Consider the following 18239-nt stretch of genomic DNA (forward strand, 5'->3'; position numbering starts at 1 on the left):
GGTGGGACGCGGAGCGTCCCTGGCAGCATTCCCACGCACAGCGTGGGAACGATCGACACTCCGAGTGGGAACGACAGGTATAAAAAAAGGCCACCCGAAGGCAGCCTTTCAAAACTAAAGAAAGAGAGTGTTACTTACACCGCCGCAACGGGACGCATGTAAGAGATCGGTGCGGTGCTGGCATCTTCGAAGGTCACAACTTCCCAAGCGTCTGTCTGCTCAATCAACTTGCGCAGCAGCTGGTTGTTAAGGGCGTGGCCCGACTTGAAGCCTTTGAACTCGCCTATCAGGCTATTGCCCAGCAGGTAGAGGTCACCGATTGCATCGAGGATCTTGTGCTTCACGAATTCGTCTTCATAGCGAAGGCCGTCTTCGTTCAGTACACCATCCGCGTCGACCACAATGGCGTTTTCAACGCTGCCGCCGAGTGCGAGGTTGTGCTTGCGCAGGTACTCGATGTCACTCATGAAACCAAACGTACGGGCGCGGCTGACTTCTTTTACGAACGAAGTGCTGGAAAAATCCACGCTTGCACTTTGGGTGCGGTCACGGAATACCGGGTGATCGAAATCGATCTCAAAGCTCACTTTAAAGCCTTCGAACGGGACGAAGGTGGCGCGCTTGTCGCCGTCTTCTACTGTCACTTCCCGCAGAATGCGTATGAACTTCTTGGCTGCGTCCTGTTCTTCCAGGCCGGCAGATTGAATCAAGAATACGAAGGGTCCAGCGCTGCCATCCATGATAGGGACTTCGGACGCGGAGAGCTCGACGTAGGCGTTATCGATGCCCAGGCCGGCCATGGCCGAGAGCAAGTGCTCCACCGTGTCCACTTTGACGTCACCGTTGACCAGTGTGGTCGACATAGTGGTTTCGCCAACGTTTTCCGCGCGAGCAGGAATCTGCACCACAGGGTCCAGGTCGGCACGAACAAACACAATGCCGGTGTCGACAGGTGCAGGTTTGAGGGTCAGGTATACCTTCTCCCCGGAGTGCAGACCTACACCTGTGGCACGAATAATATTCTTCAGGGTGCGTTGTTTAATCATGGCTTGGACCGCTTCAGCGCAAATTGCGAACTGGTATCAACAAAGGCTGGCGATAATAGCAGACCAGACCTTTGCTGAACACCAATCACCTTCATAGCCCTGATACATTCCATTAATCGGCCTGACGACGCAGGAATGCCGGGATGTCCAGGTAGTCCAGATCATCTTGCGGATTCGGGCTACGGGACGCCGCAGCACCGGCCTGAGCCTGGTTGCGCATCACGGTCGGACGGTCCAGGTCACGGTAGTTCACCGACGGCAGTTCCTGGCGCGAAGGCGCTGGAGCGGCAGCCGATTGGCTGTTGTGGCCGGTGTGAACGGTATTGTCGATGACCTTTACAGGCTTCTCGATTTTTGCGCCCAGGCCGGTAGCAACCACGGTCACGTGCAGTTCGTCGCGCATGTCCGGATCGATAACAGTACCGACTTTGACCATCGCGTGCTCGGAAGCGAAGGCTTCGATGATGCTACCCACGTCGGAGTACTCACCCAGGGACAGGTCAGGACCGGCGGTGATGTTCACCAGGATGCCGCGTGCGCCTTGCAGGTTCACGTCTTCCAGCAATGGGTTGCGGATGGCCGCTTCGGTGGCTTCACGTGCACGGTTAGGACCGCTGGCGCAGCCAGTGCCCATCATTGCCATGCCCATTTCGCTCATCACGGTGCGTACGTCGGCAAAGTCGACGTTGATCATGCCCGGACGCTTGATGATGTCGGAGATACCGCGAACGGCACCGGCCAGTACATCGTCAGCCTTGGCAAATGCGGACAGCAGGCTCGCGTCCTTGCCCAGGATGGTCAGCAGCTTCTCGTTGGGGATGGTGATCAACGAGTCGACGCTTTCCGACAGCAGACGGATGCCTTCGTCGGCGATCTGCATGCGCTTGCGACCTTCGAACGGGAACGGACGGGTCACGACAGCAACCGTCAGAATACCCATTTCCTTGGCCACTTCGGCAATGATTGGTGCTGCACCGGTACCGGTACCGCCGCCCATGCCGGTGGTGATAAACACCATGTTGGTGCCTTGCAGCACTTCAGCAATACGCTCGCGGTCTTCCAGGGCGGCTTGACGGCCGACTTCCGGATTGGCGCCAGCGCCGAGGCCCTTGGTCACGGCTGTGCCCAATTGCAGGATGGTCCGCGCGCCGATGCTTTTCAGCGCCTGGGCATCAGTGTTGGCGCAGATGAATTCAACGCCTTCAATGTTGCTCTTGACCATATGGTTGACAGCGTTGCCGCCGCCACCGCCGACACCGATCACTTTGATGACCGGGCTTGCGGGGATGTTGTCTACGAGTTCGAACATGTTCCCTCTCCTTTCGTTTTCTCTAGTTTTTTCGCCTACTGCTTACTGCGGTGTTGCGGTAAATCTTTAGAAATTGCCTTTTACCCAAGCCTGCAGACGCTCGAACAACGGCGCTTTGGCTTCGTCGTCGCTGCGGTAGCTGTCACGGTTGCTTGGGCCCGACAGGGAAATGCCGTCGGTCTGCTTTTGCAGCCCGTACAACAGCAAGCCCACACCGGTGGAATAAATCGGGTTGCGCACCACATCACCCAGGCCTTTCACGCCATGGGGCACGCCCAGGCGGACCGGCATGTGGAAGATTTCCTCGGCCAGTTCGACCGCGCCTTCCATCTTCGAGGTGCCACCGGTCAGCACGATGCCTGCCGGGATCAAATCTTCGTAGCCACTGCGGCGCAGTTCAGCCTGGATCAGGGTGAACAGTTCGTCGTAGCGCGGCTCGACCACTTCGGCCAGGGCCTGGCGCGACAGTTCGCGCGGTGGACGGTCGCCCACGCTTGGCACCTTGATGGTTTCACCGGCACCGGCCAGTTTGGCCAGGGCGCAGGCGTAGCGGATCTTGATTTCTTCGGCGTACTGGGTCGGTGTACGCAGCGCCATCGCGATGTCGTTGGTGACCTGGTCGCCGGCAATCGGGATCACAGCGGTGTGACGGATCGCACCCTCGGTGAAGATCGCGATGTCGGTGGTGCCGCCGCCGATGTCCACCAGGCACACGCCCAGCTCTTTTTCGTCGTCGGTCAGTACCGAATACGCAGAAGCAAGCTGCTCAAGAATGATGTCGTCGATTTCCAGGCCGCAGCGGCGCACGCATTTCTCAATGTTCTGTGCGGCGTTGACGGCGCAGGTCACCACGTGGACCTTGGCTTCCAGACGTACGCCCGACATGCCCAGGGGCTCGCGAACGCCTTCCTGGTTATCGATCACGTAGTCCTGCGGCAAGGTGTGCAGCACGCGCTGGTCAGCCGGGATCGCCACGGCCTGGGCGGCGTCGAGGACGCGCTCAAGGTCAGCCGCGCTGACTTCGCGGTCACGGATCGCCACGATGCCGTGGGAGTTCAGGCTGCGGATATGGTTGCCGGCCACGCCGACGAACGCCGAGTGAATCCGGCAACCGGCCATCAGCTGCGCTTCTTCGATAGCGCGCTGGATCGATTGCACGGTGGACTCGATATTCACCACCACGCCCTTCTTCAGGCCCCGGGACGGATGCGTGCCAATACCGACGATTTCGATCGTGCCGTCTTCCCCGACCTCGCCCACCAGCGCCACCACCTTGGAGGTGCCGATATCGAGACCGACGATCATTTTGCCGCTTTGCACGTTTGCCATGGGTCCTGCCTCTTCTTAATTCTTCGCGACAGCGGGTTGCGCTGCCGTGGGCGCAGCCGGTTCACGCCAGCCGACGGCAAGGCCGTTGGCGTAACGCAGGTCGACGCTCGCAATGTTCGTAATCTGTTCTTTCAAGGTCTTGTCATAGATGGCAATGAAACGGCGCATCTTTTCCACCAAGCGGTCGCGTCCCAGCAACAACTCAATGCCCGGGCCGGAACTGCCTGCCCCGGTCGTCAAAAACCAGCTGCCCCGCTCACGCAATTCCAGGCGTGCAATGGAGAAGCCCAGTGGCCGCAGCATCTGGCTCAAGGCCTGGTACTGCTGCATCACTTGCTGTTGCGCCCGCTGCGGCCCAAACAGCTGCGGCAGGTGCTCATAGTTGGCCAGCTCACGCGGGGTGAACGCCTGGCCCTGGTTGTTCAACAGCGCTTCGTCGCCCCAACGGGCCACGGGCAGTTGTTCTTCCAGGCGGATCGTCACCTGGTCCGGCCATACGCGGCGGACTTCGGCGTGGGCGATCCACGGCATCTGCTCCAGCTCCCGGCGCATACCGGCCAGGTCGATGGTGAAGAAACTCGCGGCCAGGAACGGACCGATGCGCTGCTGTACCGCTTGCTGGCTGATGTAGCTCAAGTCGCCCTGCACGCTGATCTTGGTGATCGGGCGGTCGGCATACGGCAGCAGACGCTGTGCACCTTCATACGTGCCGAAGCCCAACACCACCAACAGCACCGGCCAGAACAAGGCCTTGAGAAAACCAAAATTGGCTTTCGGCAGGCGCGCCGACATCGGCTCTTTAGCCACCATTCGACTGGCGCCCCGTGGCACCGGCTTGCGGCCGGGTGCTTGTGGGGGCTGATGACGAAGCGATGCGCCTTTCATGCTTAGCCTCGTTCCCTTTCTTCACCGGCAGTACTTGCGGCAAGGATCGCCAGCACCAGTTGCTGGAAATCCAGGCCCGCTGCGCGAGCGGCCATAGGTACCAGGCTGTGATCGGTCATGCCCGGTGCGGTGTTGACTTCAAGGAACCAGAAATCCCCTTGGTCATCCTGCATCACGTCTGCCCGCGCCCAACCGGCGATACCCAGCGCCTCACAGGCTTTCGCCGTGAGGTCCATCAATTCCTGTTCCTTGGTTGCGTCAAGGCCACACGGGATCCGGTACTGGGTATCGGAGGCCACGTACTTGGCGTCGTAGTCGTAAAAGGTGTGGGGGGTGCCCAATGCGATAGGCGGCAATACCTGGCCACGCAGGGTGGCGATGGTGTACTCGGGACCCTGGATCCACTGTTCCACCAACACTTGCGAATCGTAGGTACTTGCCGCTTTCCATGCGTCGATCAATTCAGCGGCCGAGTTCACTTTGGCCATGCCGATACTGGAGCCTTCATGGGCTGGTTTGACGATCAAAGGCAGGCCCAGTTCCTTGGCCGCAGAAATACAATCGTCTTCGCTGCACAGAACGCTGTGACGTGGGGTTGGAATCCCCAGGCTGTGCCAAACCTGCTTGGTGCGCAGCTTGTCCATGGCCAGTGCCGAGGCAAGGATGCCGCTGCCGGTGTAGGGAATCCCTGCGCATTCCAACAAGCCCTGCATGCTGCCGTCTTCACCGCCACGGCCGTGAAGAATGATGAAGGCGCGGTCGATCTTCTCGGCCAGCAGACGGGCGAGGAAGTCATCGCCCACGTCGATACCGAACGCGTTCACGCCGGCGCTTTGCAGTGCTTCGAGCACGGCATTGCCAGACTTGAGCGACACTTCGCGTTCGGCGCTCTTGCCGCCGAACAGCACGGCCACGCGACCGAAGTCAGCGGGCTGGATAGTAGAGAACAGGGAGCCGTAGTCAGTGGTCATTTCGACTTCCCCTGTGCAGCGGCAAGCTCTTTCTTTACGAACAAGGGACTCGCCAGCAATTTAGGGGCAAGGCCGCCGATATCACCGGCACCCTGGCACAGCAGGATGTCACCGGCGCGCAGCAGCGGCTTGACGATCGGCGCCAGGTCCACACCCCGTTCGATGTAGATCGGGTCCAACTGGCCACGCTGACGGATGCTGTTGCACAGCTTGCGGCTGTCGGCGCCCGGGATCGGTTCTTCACCGGCCGGGTAGACTTCCATCAGCAGCAGTACGTTGGCATCGGCCAATACATTAACGAAATCGTCGTACAGGTCGCGGGTACGGCTGTAGCGGTGCGGCTGGTAGACCATCACCAGACGGCGCTCCGGCCAGCCACCGCGCACGGCCTTGATCACGGCAGCGACTTCGGTCGGGTGGTGACCGTAGTCGTCCACCAGCATTACCTCACCACCTTCTACCGGCAACTGGCCGTAGACCTGGAAGCGACGGCCCACACCGGCAAAACGCGACAGGCCTTCAACGATGGCTTCATCGCTGACGCCTTCATCGGAGGCGATGCAAATGGTTGCCAGGGAGTTGAGCACGTTGTGGTTGCCCGGCATGTTCACCGAGACGTCCAGCGGCTCGCGGTCGGGGCGCAGCACGGTGAAGAAGGTCTGCATGCCTTCCTGACGTACATTGATCGCGCGCACGTCGGCGTCTTCGCTGAAGCCGTAGGTCACGGTCGGACGCTTGACCAGCGGCAGGATCTCGCGCACGACCGGGTCGTCCAGGCACACCACGGCCAAACCGTAGAACGGCAGGTTGTGCAGGAACTCGACGAAGGTTTTCTTCAACTTGTTGAAGTCACCGTCGTAGGTCGCCATGTGGTCTTCGTCGATGTTGGTGACCACAGCAACCAGTGGCTGCAGATGCAGGAAGCTGGCGTCACTTTCATCGGCTTCGGCGATCAGGTAGCGGCTGGTGCCGAGCTGGGCGTTGGTACCGGCTGCATTCAGGCGGCCACCGATCACGAAGGTCGGGTCCAGGCCGCCAGCGGCGAACACCGAGGCGATCAGGCTGGTGGTGGTGGTCTTGCCGTGTGTACCGGCGACGGCGATGCCGTGGCGATAGCGCATCAGCTCGGCCAGCATCTCGGCGCGAGGCACTACGGGAATACGCCGCTCAAGCGCGGTGGCCACTTCCGGATTGGAGGTGTTCACGGCGCTGGACACCACCAGCACGTCGGCTTCAGCAGCGTTCTCGGCACGGTGGCCGATAAAGATCTGTGCGCCAAAAGACTTCAGGCGGTCAGTGACCGGCGACTCTTTCAAGTCAGAGCCGGACACCTGGTAGCCCAGGTTCAGCAGCACTTCGGCAATGCCGCACATACCCACGCCGCCGATACCGACGAAATGGATACGACGGATGCGGCGCATCTCGGGTTGCGGCATGGCTTTCTGATTCTCAACCATGGGCCACCTCCAGGCAGATATCGACCACGGTGCGGGTTGCGTCAGGTTTGGCCAGGCGGCTTGCGGTGCTCGCCATGCTGTTGAGTCGTTCCGGTTGCATCAAAACCTCGGTCAGGCGTGCGGCCAAATCGGCGGCGCCAGTCGTTCTTTGCGGCAGCAGGAAGGCAGCGCCCTCCCCGGCCAAATATTCGGCGTTGCGGGTCTGGTGATCGTCGATCGCGTGGGGCAAAGGCACCAGCAAGGACGGCAGACCGGCGGCGGCCAGTTCACTGACGGTCAGCGCACCCGCGCGGCAGACCACCAGGTCGGCCCAGCCATAGGCATGGGCCATGTCTTTGATGAAGGGCTGTACGTTCGCCTCGACCCCGGCCTCGCGATAGCGGGCTGCGGTCATTTCATCGTGATTCTTGCCGGCCTGGTGGAAGATCTCCGGGCGCAATTCCACAGGGAGTTGCGCCACCGCTTCCGGCAGCAATTTGTTCAGCGGCTCGGCGCCCAGGCTTCCACCCAGGATCAGCAAGTGCGCCTTGCGCCCGGCCAATGCCTGACGCGCGATGTCCATAAACAGTTCGGTGCGCACCGGGTTGCCGGTGGTGCGACGTTTATCCGATGCACTGAAGGTATTGGGGAACGCTTCACACACCCGAGCGGCCAAGGGCACCAGCAGGCGGTTGGCGGTCCCGGCGACGGCGTTCTGCTCGTGCACGATCACCGGCACGCCCGCGAGCTTGGCGGCGACACCACCAGGCCCAGTCACATAACCGCCAAAACCGAGCACACACACAGGCTTCAGTTCACGAATAACTTTACGGGCTTGCCACACTGCCTTGAGCAACACAAACGGCGCCTTGAGCAGGGACAACTTGCCCTTGCCGCGCAGGCCGGTGACGTTGATCAAATGCAGCGGCAAGCCAGCATTCGGTACCAGATCGTTTTCGATACCGCGCGGCGTACCCAGCCAGTGCACGGTGTAGCCACGGTTCTGGAATTCACGCGCGCAGGCCAGGGCCGGGAACACGTGGCCCCCGGTGCCGCCCGCCATGATCAGCACGTTAGCGCCCATGGGGAGGCTCCTCGGCGAAGTCGCTTTCGCTGAACTCCATCTCTTCGCTGCCCAGGTGGGTTCGACTCTCCCACTCGATGCGCAGTAACAAACCGAGACAGGCGCAGCAAATCACCAACGAACTGCCGCCGTAACTGAGGAACGGTAAGGTCAGGCCCTTGGTCGGCAGCAGGCCGACGTTCACCCCGATGTTGATCAGGAACTGGCCGATCCACAGGAACGACAAGCCGTACGCCACGTACGCGGCGAAATACTGTTTGGCCCGCTCGGCCCACAAGCCGATGTACATGCCGCGTACACACACGAACACGAACAGCGCGACGGTGCACAGCGAACCAACCACGCCGAGCTCTTCGGCGAGTACCGAGAACACGAAGTCGGTGTGCGCTTCCGGCAGGTAGAACTGCTTCTGCACGCTGTTGCCCAGGCCCACGCCCAGCCACTCGCCGCGACCGAAGGCGATCAACGCTTGGGTCAACTGGTAGCCGGAGCCGAACTGGTCGGACCACGGGTCGGTGAAGGTAATCAGACGGGCCATCCGGTAGGGTTGCGCCTGCACCAACACAGTCACCGCAGCCACTGCCAGCACCACCATCAAGGTGAAGCGAAACAGGCCCACGCCGCCGAGGAACAGCATCGCCGCCGCAGCGCCCATCATCACGACGGTGGCACCGAAGTCGGGCTCCATCAGCAACAGACCGGCCATGGGCAGCAGTACGATGAACGGCTTGAAAAAGCCCATCCAGCTTTCGCGCACTTCTTTCTGACGACGCACCAGGTAGCCGGCGAGGTAGATCACCACGAACACCTTGGCGATCTCCGACGGCTGCACGTTGAATGCACCGAAGCCGATCCAGCGCATCGAACCGTTCACCTCGCGGCCGATGCCCGGCAGGATCACCATGATCAGCAAGCCGAACGCACCGATCAGCATCAGCCAACCCAGACGTTGCCAGGTGGCGATCGGGATCATCATGGTCACGATGCACGCGCCGAGGCCGATCACCAGGTAAACCAGGTGACGAATCATCATGTACAGGGTGTTGCCCGATTGCACGGCGGCCACTTCGGACGACGCCGAGGTGATCATCACCAGGCCCAGGCCCAGCAGTGCCAGGCAACCGGCAAGCATTGGGAAATCGAGGTCGATACCGCGCCCGGTTATGATCGGCGACGGGTACGGCTTGATGATGTTTCTGAAGTCGATGCTCATGCCAAGTCCTCCACGGCGCGGGCGAACAACTGGCCGCGCTCTTCGTAGTTCTTGAACATGTCGAAACTGGCGCACGCTGGCGACAGCAACACCGCATCGCCAGGCTGGGCCAGGGCTTTGCAGTGGGCGATAGCGTCGTCCAGTGAGGTGGCGCGTACTTGCGGCACGCCGTCGCCCAGGGCCGCGGCGATCAGATCGGAGTCGCGGCCCATCAGCACAACAGCGCGGCAATGCGCGGCTACCGGACCTTTAAGGTCTTTGAAATCGGCACCCTTGCCATCACCACCGGCGATCAGCACCAGCTTGCCATCGATATCGGCACCGAGGCCTTCGATGGCGGCCAATGCGGCACCGACGTTGGTGGCTTTGGAATCGTTGTAATAGCTGACGCCATTGAGGTCGCGTACCCACTGGCAGCGATGCTCAAGGCCGCCGAAGGTGCGCAGGCTCGAGAGCATGGCGTCGAACGGCAAGCCGACGGCATGCCCCAGCGCCAAGGCCGCCAGGGCGTTGGACTGGTTATGCGCGCCACGGATTTTCAGTTCGCGCACCGGCATCAGGTTCTGGAATTCGAAGGCCAGGTATTTCTCGCCATTTTCTTCACGAATACCGAAAGCTTTGAAATCAGGTTTGCCCAGGCCGAAGGTCCAGCACGGCAGGCCCTCGCCCATCAGCGGACGGCTCAGGGCATCCTGGCGGTTAACCACCACTTGCTTCGCGCCCCGGAAGATCCGGTGCTTGGCAAGGTGGTAAGCCGGCAGGCCACTGTAGCGGTCCATGTGGTCTTCGCTGACGTTCAATACGGTGGCCACTTCGGCACCCAGGTCGTGGGTGGTTTCCAGCTGGAAGCTCGACAGCTCCATCACGTAAAGCTCGACGTCGTCGCTGAGCAAATCCAGCGCCGGCGTACCGAGATTGCCGCCTACCGCGACGCGCTTGCCAGCCGCAACCGCCATCTCGCCGACCAGGGTGGTCACGGTGCTTTTCGCGTTGGAACCGCTGATGGCCACGATCGGCGCCTTGGCGTTACGCGCGAACAGGTCGATATCCCCGGACAGCTTCACGCCACGCGCCGCTGCGGCTTGCAGGGCGGGTGTCGCCAGGGCCAGGCCGGGGCTCACGTAGAGCTCATCGGCACGGCACAGAAACTCGACATCCAACTCGCCACAACGCACTTCCACGTGCGGGTAGTCACGGCGCAGCGTGACCAGCTCCGGTGGATTTTCCCGCGTATCGGCCACGGCAAACGACGTGCCCCGGTTCGCCAGGAAGCGAACCAGGGACATGCCGCTCTTGCCGAGGCCGACAACGATGCGGAAGTGGTCTGAAGCGATCAGGGACACTCGTTTCTACCTCAGTTTCAGGGTGGCAAGGCCAACCAGTACCAGAATCACGGTGATGATCCAGAAACGGACAATCACGCGTGGCTCGGGCCAGCCCTTGAGTTCAAAGTGGTGGTGAATCGGCGCCATGCGGAATACGCGGCGCCCGGTCAATTTGAAGGAAGCCACCTGGATGACCACCGACAGGGTTTCCATCACGAACACACCGCCCATGATGAACAGCACGATTTCCTGGCGAACGATCACTGCGATGGTGCCCAGGGCTGCGCCCAGCGCCAACGCGCCAACGTCGCCCATGAAGACTTGTGCGGGATAGGTGTTGAACCACAGGAAACCCAGGCCGGCACCGATCAGCGCGCCGCAGAACACGATCAGCTCACCCGCGCCCGGCACATAAGGGATCAGCAGGTATTCAGCGAATTTCACGTTACCCGACAGGTAGCAGAAGATGCCAAGCGCGCCGCCCACCATCACCGTCGGCATGATCGCCAGGCCATCGAGGCCATCGGTCAGGTTCACCGCGTTGCTCGAACCGACAATCACGAAGTAGGTCAGCACCACGAAGCCGACACCCAACGGAATGCTCACGTCCTTGAGCATCGGGATGATCAAGGTGGTTTCCACCGCACTCGGGGCGGTGGTGTAGAGGAAAATCGCTGCGCCCAGGCCGAACACCGACTGCCAGAAATACTTCCAGCGGCTAGGCAGCCCCTTGGAGTTTTTCTCGATCACTTTGCGGTAGTCATCCACCCAGCCGATAGCACCGAACAGCAGGGTCACCAGCAGCACTACCCAGACATAGCGGTTATGCAGGTCAGCCCAGAGCAAGGTGCTGATGCCGATGGACGACAGGATCAGCGCGCCGCCCATGGTCGGAGTGCCGGATTTGGCCAGGTGCGACTGCGGGCCGTCATTGCGAACCGATTGACCAATTTGCAGGTTCTGCAGGGTGCGGATCATCCACGGCCCCAAGAACAGTGACAGAGACAGCGCGGTCAGCACGCCCAGAATCCCGCGCAGGGTCAGGTACTGAAAGACCGCGAAGCCTTTGTGGAACTGTTGCAGATACTCAGCCAGCAGCAGCAGCATTAATGTTTCTCCGTACTTGAGCCACACAAGGCCGCGACGACGTTTTCCATCACCGCGCTGCGCGATCCCTTGATCAAAATGGTTGTGTGTTTGTCTTGTTCAACCGCGCCCAGTGCCTGGATCAGCTCAGCCTGGGTCGCGAAATGCCGCGCACCGGGGCCGAAGGCGTTGACGGCGTGGGCCATGTTCGCGCCAACAGCGTAGAGGGCGTCGACTTTGCCGCTGGCGTAGGCGCCGACTTCGCGATGGGACTGTTCGGCCCAGTCGCCCAGTTCGGCGATATCGCCCAGCACCAGCACCTTGCGACCGTCGAAGCCTTTGAGCAGATCAATGGCGGCGCAGACCGAGGACTGGTTGGCGTTGTAGGTGTCGTCGATCACACGCATGCCGTTGGTAGCCAGTTGCGCAACGGTGCGGCCTTTAACGGGTTGCACTGCGCCCAGGCCGGTGGCGATACCGAACAACGATACGCCCAGGGCTTGTGCAGCAGCGGCCGCGGCCAGGGCGTTGGCGACGTTATGGTTACCCAGCAAGTTCAACTGCACATGCTCGCTACCCTGCGGGGTGTGCAAGGTGAAGGACGGGCAACCACGGGCGTCGACGGTGATGTCGGATGCGTGGAAATCGGCCGCCGCATTCAGCACGGCAAACGTCAGGACCTTGCGACCGGCGGCGCGTACACGCCAGGTCTCGAAGGCCTTGTCATCAAGATTCAATACAGCGGTGCCCGAGGCATCGAGGCCTTCAAGGATTTCGCCCTTGGCTTCGACGATTTTTTCCGGGCCGCCGAACTCGCCAACATGGGCGGTACCGGCGTTGTTGATGATCGCAACGTGGGGCTTGGTCAGCGCCACGGTGTAGGCGATTTCGCCGACGCGCGAAGCACCCAGTTCGATGACAGCCGCCGTGTGTTCCGGGGCCAGTTCGAGCAGGGTCAGCGGTGCGCCGAAATCATTATTCAGGTTGCCACGGGTCGCCAGCACGGGACCGCGCGTGCGCAGGACACCGGCGAGCAATTCCTTGACCGTGGTTTTGCCGCTGGAGCCGGTGATGGCTGCAACCGGCTTGTTGAAAGCGGCACGGTTCAGCGCACCGAGTTGCCCCAAGGCCAAACGGGTGTCGGCGACCAGCAATTGCGGCAAGGTAGCGTCAGCCACTGCGCGTTGCACCAGGGCGCCGACGGCGCCTTTGGCGGCGACTTCATTCAGGTAGTCGTGGCCGTCAAAACGCGGGCCCGCCAAGGCGACAAACAATTGCCCCGGCTTGATCGCGCGGCTGTCGATACTCACGCCGTCAAAGCTGCAATCGCTCGACAGCACACGGGCCGACAGGGCCTGGGACAGTTCACTGAAGGTCATCGCTTTAAGCATGGGCGACCTCCCAGGTGGTCAAGGCGTGATCAGCCTCGACCAAGTCGGAGAACGCGTGGCGTTCGCCGTTGATTTCCTGGTAGTCCTCGTGGCCTTTGCCGGCCAGCACCACAACGTCATCAGCGCTGGCGCTGGCGATCAATTGGGCAATGGCCGCGCCACGACCGGCGACGAAGGTAACCTTGGACGCATCTTTGAAGCCGGCACGAATGTCGTCGAAAATCTGGCTCGGCATTTCGCTGCGCGGGTTGTCGTCGGTGACGAGCACGCCATCCGCCAGGCGCTCGACGATTTCGGCCATCAACGGACGCTTGCCGCGATCGCGATCACCGCCGCAGCCGAACAGGCACAGCAACTTGCCCTTGGCGTGCGGGCGCAGGGCCAACAGGACTTTTTCCAGCGCATCCGGGGTGTGAGCGTAATCGACCACTACCAGCGGCTGCGTACCGCCGCCGAGACGTTGCATGCGACCGACCGGGCCTTCCAGCTTCGGCAGCACACGCAGGATTTCATCGAGGGCGTAATCCAGGCCAAGCAACGCACCGACAGCGGCCAGCACATTGCTCAGGTTGAAACGACCGAGCAGCGTGCTGCGCAAATGATGTTCGCCCTGAGGCGTCACCAACGTGGCGCGCACGCCTTCGTCATTAAATTGGGCTTCGCGGCAATACAGGTACGCACTGGAGTCTTCCAGGCTGTAGCTGATCAAACGCGCTTCGCTGTCCTGGGCCGCCAGTTGTCGGCCGAAAGCGTCGTCCAGGTTCACCACCCGGCACTTCAGGTCATTCCAGGCAAACAGCTTGGCCTTGGCAGCGGCGTACGCTTCCATGGTGCCGTGGTAGTCGAGGTGATCTCGGGACAGGTTGGTCATCACCGCCACGTCAAACGCCAGGGCAGTCACGCGACCCTGGTCCAGGCCGTGGGACGAGACTTCCATGGCAACCGCCTTGGCACCGGCTTTTTTCAGGTCAGCCAGGGTCGCTTGCACGACGATAGGATTCGGTGTGGTGTGCAGGCCGCTTTGCAGCGCGCCATAGAAGCCGGTACCCAGGGTGCCGACAATGCCGCAGTGCTGGCCGAGCAGGTCCAGGGCCTGGGCAACCAATTGCGTCACGCTGGTCTTGCCATTGGTGCCGGTAACGCCAATCAGGTTCAGGTGACGGCTCGGGTCGCCATAGAAGCGCCCCGCGATGTCCGAAAGCTGTGCGGCCAGGCCTTTGACGGGAATCAACGGCACGTCAGTGATCGGTAGCACGGTGGCGCCGTCCACTTCATACGCGACAGCAGCGGCACCACGTTGCAAGGCATCGGCAATGTGCGCACGGCCATCGTACTTGCCGCCCGGCACTGCCAGGAACAGGTCACCGGCGCGCACATTACGGCTGTCCAGGCTCAACTCGCGGATCAGCAGATCGCGACCGGCATGGGCAAAAATCTTGTTCAGGCTAAGAGACATCAGCCGCGCCCTCCATTGGCTTTTACAGCAGCGGCCGGTGGTCCGGCGTTCGCTTGTTGGGTCGGCGGCAGGTTGTCCGGCGTGATGTTCATCAGGCGCAGGGTGCCGGACATCACTTTGCTGAACACGGGCGCCGAAACCAGGCCACCGAAGTAACCGGCTTTGCTCGGCTCATCAATCACTACGACGATCGCGTAACGCGGGTCGCTCATCGGGCCGAAGCCGGCGAACAGCGAGCGGTACGAGTTCTCGGCGTAGCCCTTGGTGCCCACCGAAGTTTTACGTGCGGTACCGGACTTGCCTGCCACGTGATACGCCGGCACCTGGGCACGGAATACGCCGCGTGGCGCTTCGATCACTTGTTGCAACATGCCTTGCATGGTCTTGGCGACGTTTTCCGGAAGCACCTGGGTCGCTTTCGGTGCTTCGTCGACGTGGATCAGGCTCAGCGGCACCATGCGCCCGTTGTTGGCCAGCACGGAGAACGCGTGGGCCAATTGGATCGCGGTCACCGACAGGCCGTAACCATAGGAAAGCGTCGCGGTCTCGGCTTTTTTCCAGTCGCGGTAGTTCGGCAGGTTACCCACACGCTCGCCCGGAAAATCCAGACCGGTGGGTTGGCCCAGGCCGATTTTTTGCGCCAGGTGGTAGATGGTTTCGCCGCCGATATCGAAGGCAACCTTACTCATGCCCACGTTACTGGAGTTGATCAGGATACCTGTCAGATCCAGCACCGGACCTTCGGTGCGGGACACGTCACGAATGGTGTATTTGCCCAACTGCAGGGTGCCTGGGTACACGTCGACCTTGTCGCTGGGCTTCCAGCGTCCGGTTTCCAGGGCGGCACTCATGGAGATGGCTTTCATGGTCGAACCCGGTTCGAACACGTCGATCATTGCGCGGTTGCGCATCATCGCCGGCTGCAGGTTGCGACGGTTGTTCGGGTTGTAGGTCGGCTGGTTGACCATGGCGAGGATCTCACCGGTCTTCACGTCCATGATCACCAGGCTGCCGGCCTTGGCGCCGTTCTCGATGATCGCGTTGCGCAGTTCGCGGTTGGCCAGGTATTGCAGGCGCAGGTCAATCGACAACGCCAAGGGCTTACCGGCCTTGGCGTTTTTGGTGACCTGGACATCCTTGATCAGTCTGCCGCGCCGATCCTTGATGACCTGTCGCTTGCCGGGAACCCCGGCCAGCCATTCATCGTAGGCCAGCTCCACACCTTCGCGGCCATGGTCGTCGATGTCGGTAAAGCCAACCATATGTGCGGTGGTTTCGCCGGCCGGGTAGAAACGACGGAATTCCTCGATGCCGTAGACACCGGGGATTTTAAGGTCGAGCACCTGCTGGCCCTGCTCGGGAGTCAGGCCGCGCACCAGGTAGATGAATTCTTTATTGGCCTGGGCTTCCAGGCGTTCGGACAAGGCTTTCGGATCCTGCCCCAGGGCGGCGGCGAGTTCCGGCCATTTGTCCTTGGCAACCTGCAACTCCTTGGCGTTGGCCCACAGGGTGGTCACCGGCGTACTGACGGCCAGCGGCTCGCCGTTACGGTCGGTGATCAGGCCGCGGTGCGCAGGAATCGGGATATGACGCAGGCTGCGGGCATCGCCCTGGCCGATCAGGAAGTCACGGTCAACCACTTGCAGGTCAATAATCCGCCAGACGATCGCGCCCACCATCACTGCCAGTAAGCCGATCATCAGGCGGAAACGCCATGGGTAGAGCGCGCCTTCGAGTTTCATCATGGCGCCACCATGCGAACTTCGGCTGCGCCGGGAATATGCATCTTCAGCTGTTCGGTGGCCAGCACTTCGATGCGGCTATGCGCCGTCCAGGTGCTTTGCTCCAGAATCAGCCGGCCCCACTCCGCTTGCGCCTTGTCACGCACGCTCAACTCCCCGTACAGGGTGTTGAGCAACTGACGGTTGAAGTGGGCGCTGTAAGACACCGCAATCGCGGACACCAGTACGCCGACAAACAGCAGCAACATAAAGAAGCTGCCGCCCGGCAGGGGCTTGGCGAAAAGCTTGCTCACCGCAGCTTCTCCGCGACGCGCATGACGGCGCTACGGGAACGTGGGTTGGCCTTGAGTTCAGCTTCGGAAGCGAACTGCGGTTTGCCATGAATTTTGATTTTCGGCACAAAGGCTTCGAAACGCACCGGCAGGTTGCGCGGCAGGTTGTCGGACTCGCCCTTGACCAGGCGACGCATGAACAGTTTGACGATCCGATCTTCCAGGGAGTGGAAGCTGATCACCACCAGGCGACCGCCCACTTCCAGGGCTTCCAGCGCGGCTTCGAGGCCGGCTTCAAGATCGCCCAGTTCGTTGTTGACGTGAATACGCAGGCCCTGGAACGCACGGGTGGCCGGGTTCTTGCCTTTTTCCCACGCAGGGTTGGCGACTTTCAGCACCTCAGCAAGGTCGGCAGTGCGCTCGAACGGCTGGATTTCGCGGCGCTCGACCACGGCACGGGCCATGCGGCCGGCGAAGCGTTCTTCGCCGTATTCCTTGAAGACACGGGTGATTTCTTCATGGGGCGCGGTGGCGATGAACTGGGCTGCGCTGATGCCTCGGGTGGGATCCATGCGCATGTCGAGGGGGCCGTCGTTCATGAAACTGAAACCACGCTCAGGGTCATCCAGCTGTGGCGAAGAAACGCCCAGGTCGAGCAAAACCCCGGCCACCTTGCCCGCCATGCCGCGCTCGGCCACTTCGGCACCCAGCTCGGCAAAGCTGCGCTGCACAACGACAAAGCGGCCGTCTTCGGCCGCTAGCGCTTGCCCGGTGGCAATCGCTTGGGGATCTTTGTCGAACCCGAGGAGTTTGCCGTCGGAACCGAGCTGACTGAGTATCAACCGACTGTGCCCGCCCCTGCCGAAGGTGCCATCCAAATAGCAGCCATCCGCGCGTACGGCGAGAGCCTCAACGGCTTCGTCAAGCAGTACGGTGATGTGGTTAAAGCCGCTATCAATAGTCACAGGATCAAATCACGCAGTTCATCAGGCATAGCGCCCGGTTGTTGAATAGCAGCCAGGTCAGCTGCAGAAACAGCATCCCAGGCATCTTCGTCCCACAATTGGAACTTGTTCAGTTGGCCGACCAGCATTGCGCGCTTGTCCAGCTTGGCGTACTCGCGCAGACGCGGCGGCACGAGGAAACGACCACTGCCATCGAGTTCGAGGTCGACAGCATTACCAATCAGCAAACGCTGCAGGCGGCGGTTTTCTTCACGCAACGAAGGCAGGGCGCGCAACTTGGTTTCGATCAACTCCCACTCATCGAGGGGGTAAACGCATAAACAAGGGTCAACGGCATCAATGGTGATGATTAACTGTCCGGAACTTCGCGAAATGAGCTCGTCACGATACCGGCTCGGCATGGCGAGACGGCCTTTTGCATCGAGACTTATAGCGTTAGCTCCGCGAAACACAGATGCGTTTCTCCAAATTTTAGCGTTTTACGTTCAAAAAACCCACTTTGTGCCACTTTCCGCCACTTGCGCACACTATAGGAATGCGCCCACCACACCGTCAAGGCGCGGATTAAAGGAAAAGCCTTACAGAACGGAGATTTAGGAGCGCAAAGGGAGGAGAAACACGAGTTCGGCGGTATTTTTGACCCAACAAGCACAAATAGCTCAAAGAGCTATGGCTCAAACTTAAAGTGATTTATTAAGAGTAAGATTTTTTTGGTATTACGAAGATGCA

General features: G+C 61.0%; 16 protein-coding genes. All 16 read right to left on the reverse strand.

What is annotated here, in order from left to right; genetic code table 11:
- Positions 1 to 134: 134 nt before the first annotated feature.
- Complete coding sequence (gene lpxC / locus ACR52_RS10795) at positions 135 to 1046, reverse strand: UDP-3-O-acyl-N-acetylglucosamine deacetylase (RefSeq protein WP_003171886.1); 912 nt, start codon at positions 1044 to 1046, stop codon at positions 135 to 137.
- Positions 1047 to 1158: 112 nt separating this feature from the next.
- Positions 1159 to 2355 (reverse strand): cell division protein FtsZ, encoded by a 1197-nt coding sequence (gene ftsZ, locus ACR52_RS10800; RefSeq protein ID WP_048723841.1) that lies wholly within the window; start codon positions 2353 to 2355, stop codon positions 1159 to 1161.
- A gap of 66 nt (positions 2356 to 2421) precedes the next feature.
- Positions 2422 to 3684 carry a cell division protein FtsA gene (gene ftsA, locus ACR52_RS10805; RefSeq protein ID WP_027604757.1) on the reverse strand — a complete coding sequence of 421 codons (1263 nt, stop codon included), beginning with the start codon at positions 3682 to 3684 and terminating at the stop codon, positions 2422 to 2424.
- A 15-nt stretch (positions 3685 to 3699) separates the two neighbouring features.
- Positions 3700 to 4569 (reverse strand): cell division protein FtsQ/DivIB, encoded by an 870-nt coding sequence (locus ACR52_RS10810; protein WP_048723843.1) that lies wholly within the window; start codon positions 4567 to 4569, stop codon positions 3700 to 3702.
- 2 nt (positions 4570 to 4571) lie between these two features.
- Positions 4572 to 5540: a D-alanine--D-alanine ligase gene (locus ACR52_RS10815; protein ID WP_048723845.1), complete on the reverse strand. Its 969-nt coding sequence runs from the start codon at positions 5538 to 5540 to the stop codon at positions 4572 to 4574.
- On the reverse strand, positions 5537 to 6997 hold the full coding sequence (murC, locus tag ACR52_RS10820) for a UDP-N-acetylmuramate--L-alanine ligase (protein WP_048723847.1): 1461 nt from the start codon (positions 6995 to 6997) through the stop codon (positions 5537 to 5539). Before murC ends, ACR52_RS10815 begins: the two co-directional genes overlap by 4 nt.
- Positions 6990 to 8060, reverse strand: a complete 1071-nt coding sequence (gene murG, locus ACR52_RS10825; protein WP_048723849.1) for an undecaprenyldiphospho-muramoylpentapeptide beta-N-acetylglucosaminyltransferase — start codon at positions 8058 to 8060, stop codon at positions 6990 to 6992. Before murG ends, murC begins: the two co-directional genes overlap by 8 nt.
- Positions 8050 to 9273, reverse strand: a complete 1224-nt coding sequence (gene ftsW / locus ACR52_RS10830) for a putative lipid II flippase FtsW (RefSeq protein WP_048723850.1) — start codon at positions 9271 to 9273, stop codon at positions 8050 to 8052. Before ftsW ends, murG begins: the two co-directional genes overlap by 11 nt.
- Positions 9270 to 10616, reverse strand: coding sequence for a UDP-N-acetylmuramoyl-L-alanine--D-glutamate ligase (gene murD / locus ACR52_RS10835; protein ID WP_048723852.1), 1347 nt, complete (start codon positions 10614 to 10616; stop codon positions 9270 to 9272). The genes ftsW and murD overlap by 4 nt, the downstream gene beginning before the upstream one ends.
- Positions 10617 to 10622: 6 nt before the next feature.
- On the reverse strand, positions 10623 to 11705 hold the full coding sequence (gene mraY / locus ACR52_RS10840; protein WP_048723854.1) for a phospho-N-acetylmuramoyl-pentapeptide-transferase: 1083 nt from the start codon (positions 11703 to 11705) through the stop codon (positions 10623 to 10625).
- On the reverse strand, positions 11705 to 13075 hold the full coding sequence (locus ACR52_RS10845; RefSeq protein ID WP_048723857.1) for a UDP-N-acetylmuramoyl-tripeptide--D-alanyl-D-alanine ligase: 1371 nt from the start codon (positions 13073 to 13075) through the stop codon (positions 11705 to 11707). Before ACR52_RS10845 ends, mraY begins: the two co-directional genes overlap by 1 nt.
- Positions 13068 to 14531: a UDP-N-acetylmuramoyl-L-alanyl-D-glutamate--2,6-diaminopimelate ligase gene (locus ACR52_RS10850; protein ID WP_048723859.1), complete on the reverse strand. Its 1464-nt coding sequence runs from the start codon at positions 14529 to 14531 to the stop codon at positions 13068 to 13070. The genes ACR52_RS10845 and ACR52_RS10850 overlap by 8 nt, the downstream gene beginning before the upstream one ends.
- Entirely contained in the window at positions 14531 to 16273 is a 1743-nt protein-coding gene (locus ACR52_RS10855; protein WP_173439235.1) for a peptidoglycan D,D-transpeptidase FtsI family protein, read from the reverse strand. The genes ACR52_RS10850 and ACR52_RS10855 overlap by 1 nt, the downstream gene beginning before the upstream one ends.
- On the reverse strand, positions 16273 to 16566 hold the full coding sequence (ftsL, locus tag ACR52_RS10860; RefSeq protein WP_048723862.1) for a cell division protein FtsL: 294 nt from the start codon (positions 16564 to 16566) through the stop codon (positions 16273 to 16275). The genes ACR52_RS10855 and ftsL overlap by 1 nt, the downstream gene beginning before the upstream one ends.
- A complete protein-coding gene (rsmH, locus tag ACR52_RS10865) occupies positions 16563 to 17510 on the reverse strand; it encodes a 16S rRNA (cytosine(1402)-N(4))-methyltransferase RsmH (protein WP_048723864.1) in 948 nt (315 codons plus the stop codon). The genes ftsL and rsmH overlap by 4 nt, the downstream gene beginning before the upstream one ends.
- Positions 17507 to 17962 carry a division/cell wall cluster transcriptional repressor MraZ gene (gene mraZ / locus ACR52_RS10870; protein WP_003171868.1) on the reverse strand — a complete coding sequence of 152 codons (456 nt, stop codon included), beginning with the start codon at positions 17960 to 17962 and terminating at the stop codon, positions 17507 to 17509. Before mraZ ends, rsmH begins: the two co-directional genes overlap by 4 nt.
- Between the last annotated feature and the right edge of the window lie 277 nt (positions 17963 to 18239).

This window comes from Pseudomonas fildesensis (assembly GCF_001050345.1).
GTDB classification, from domain to species: Bacteria; Pseudomonadota; Gammaproteobacteria; order Pseudomonadales; family Pseudomonadaceae; genus Aquipseudomonas; species Aquipseudomonas fildesensis.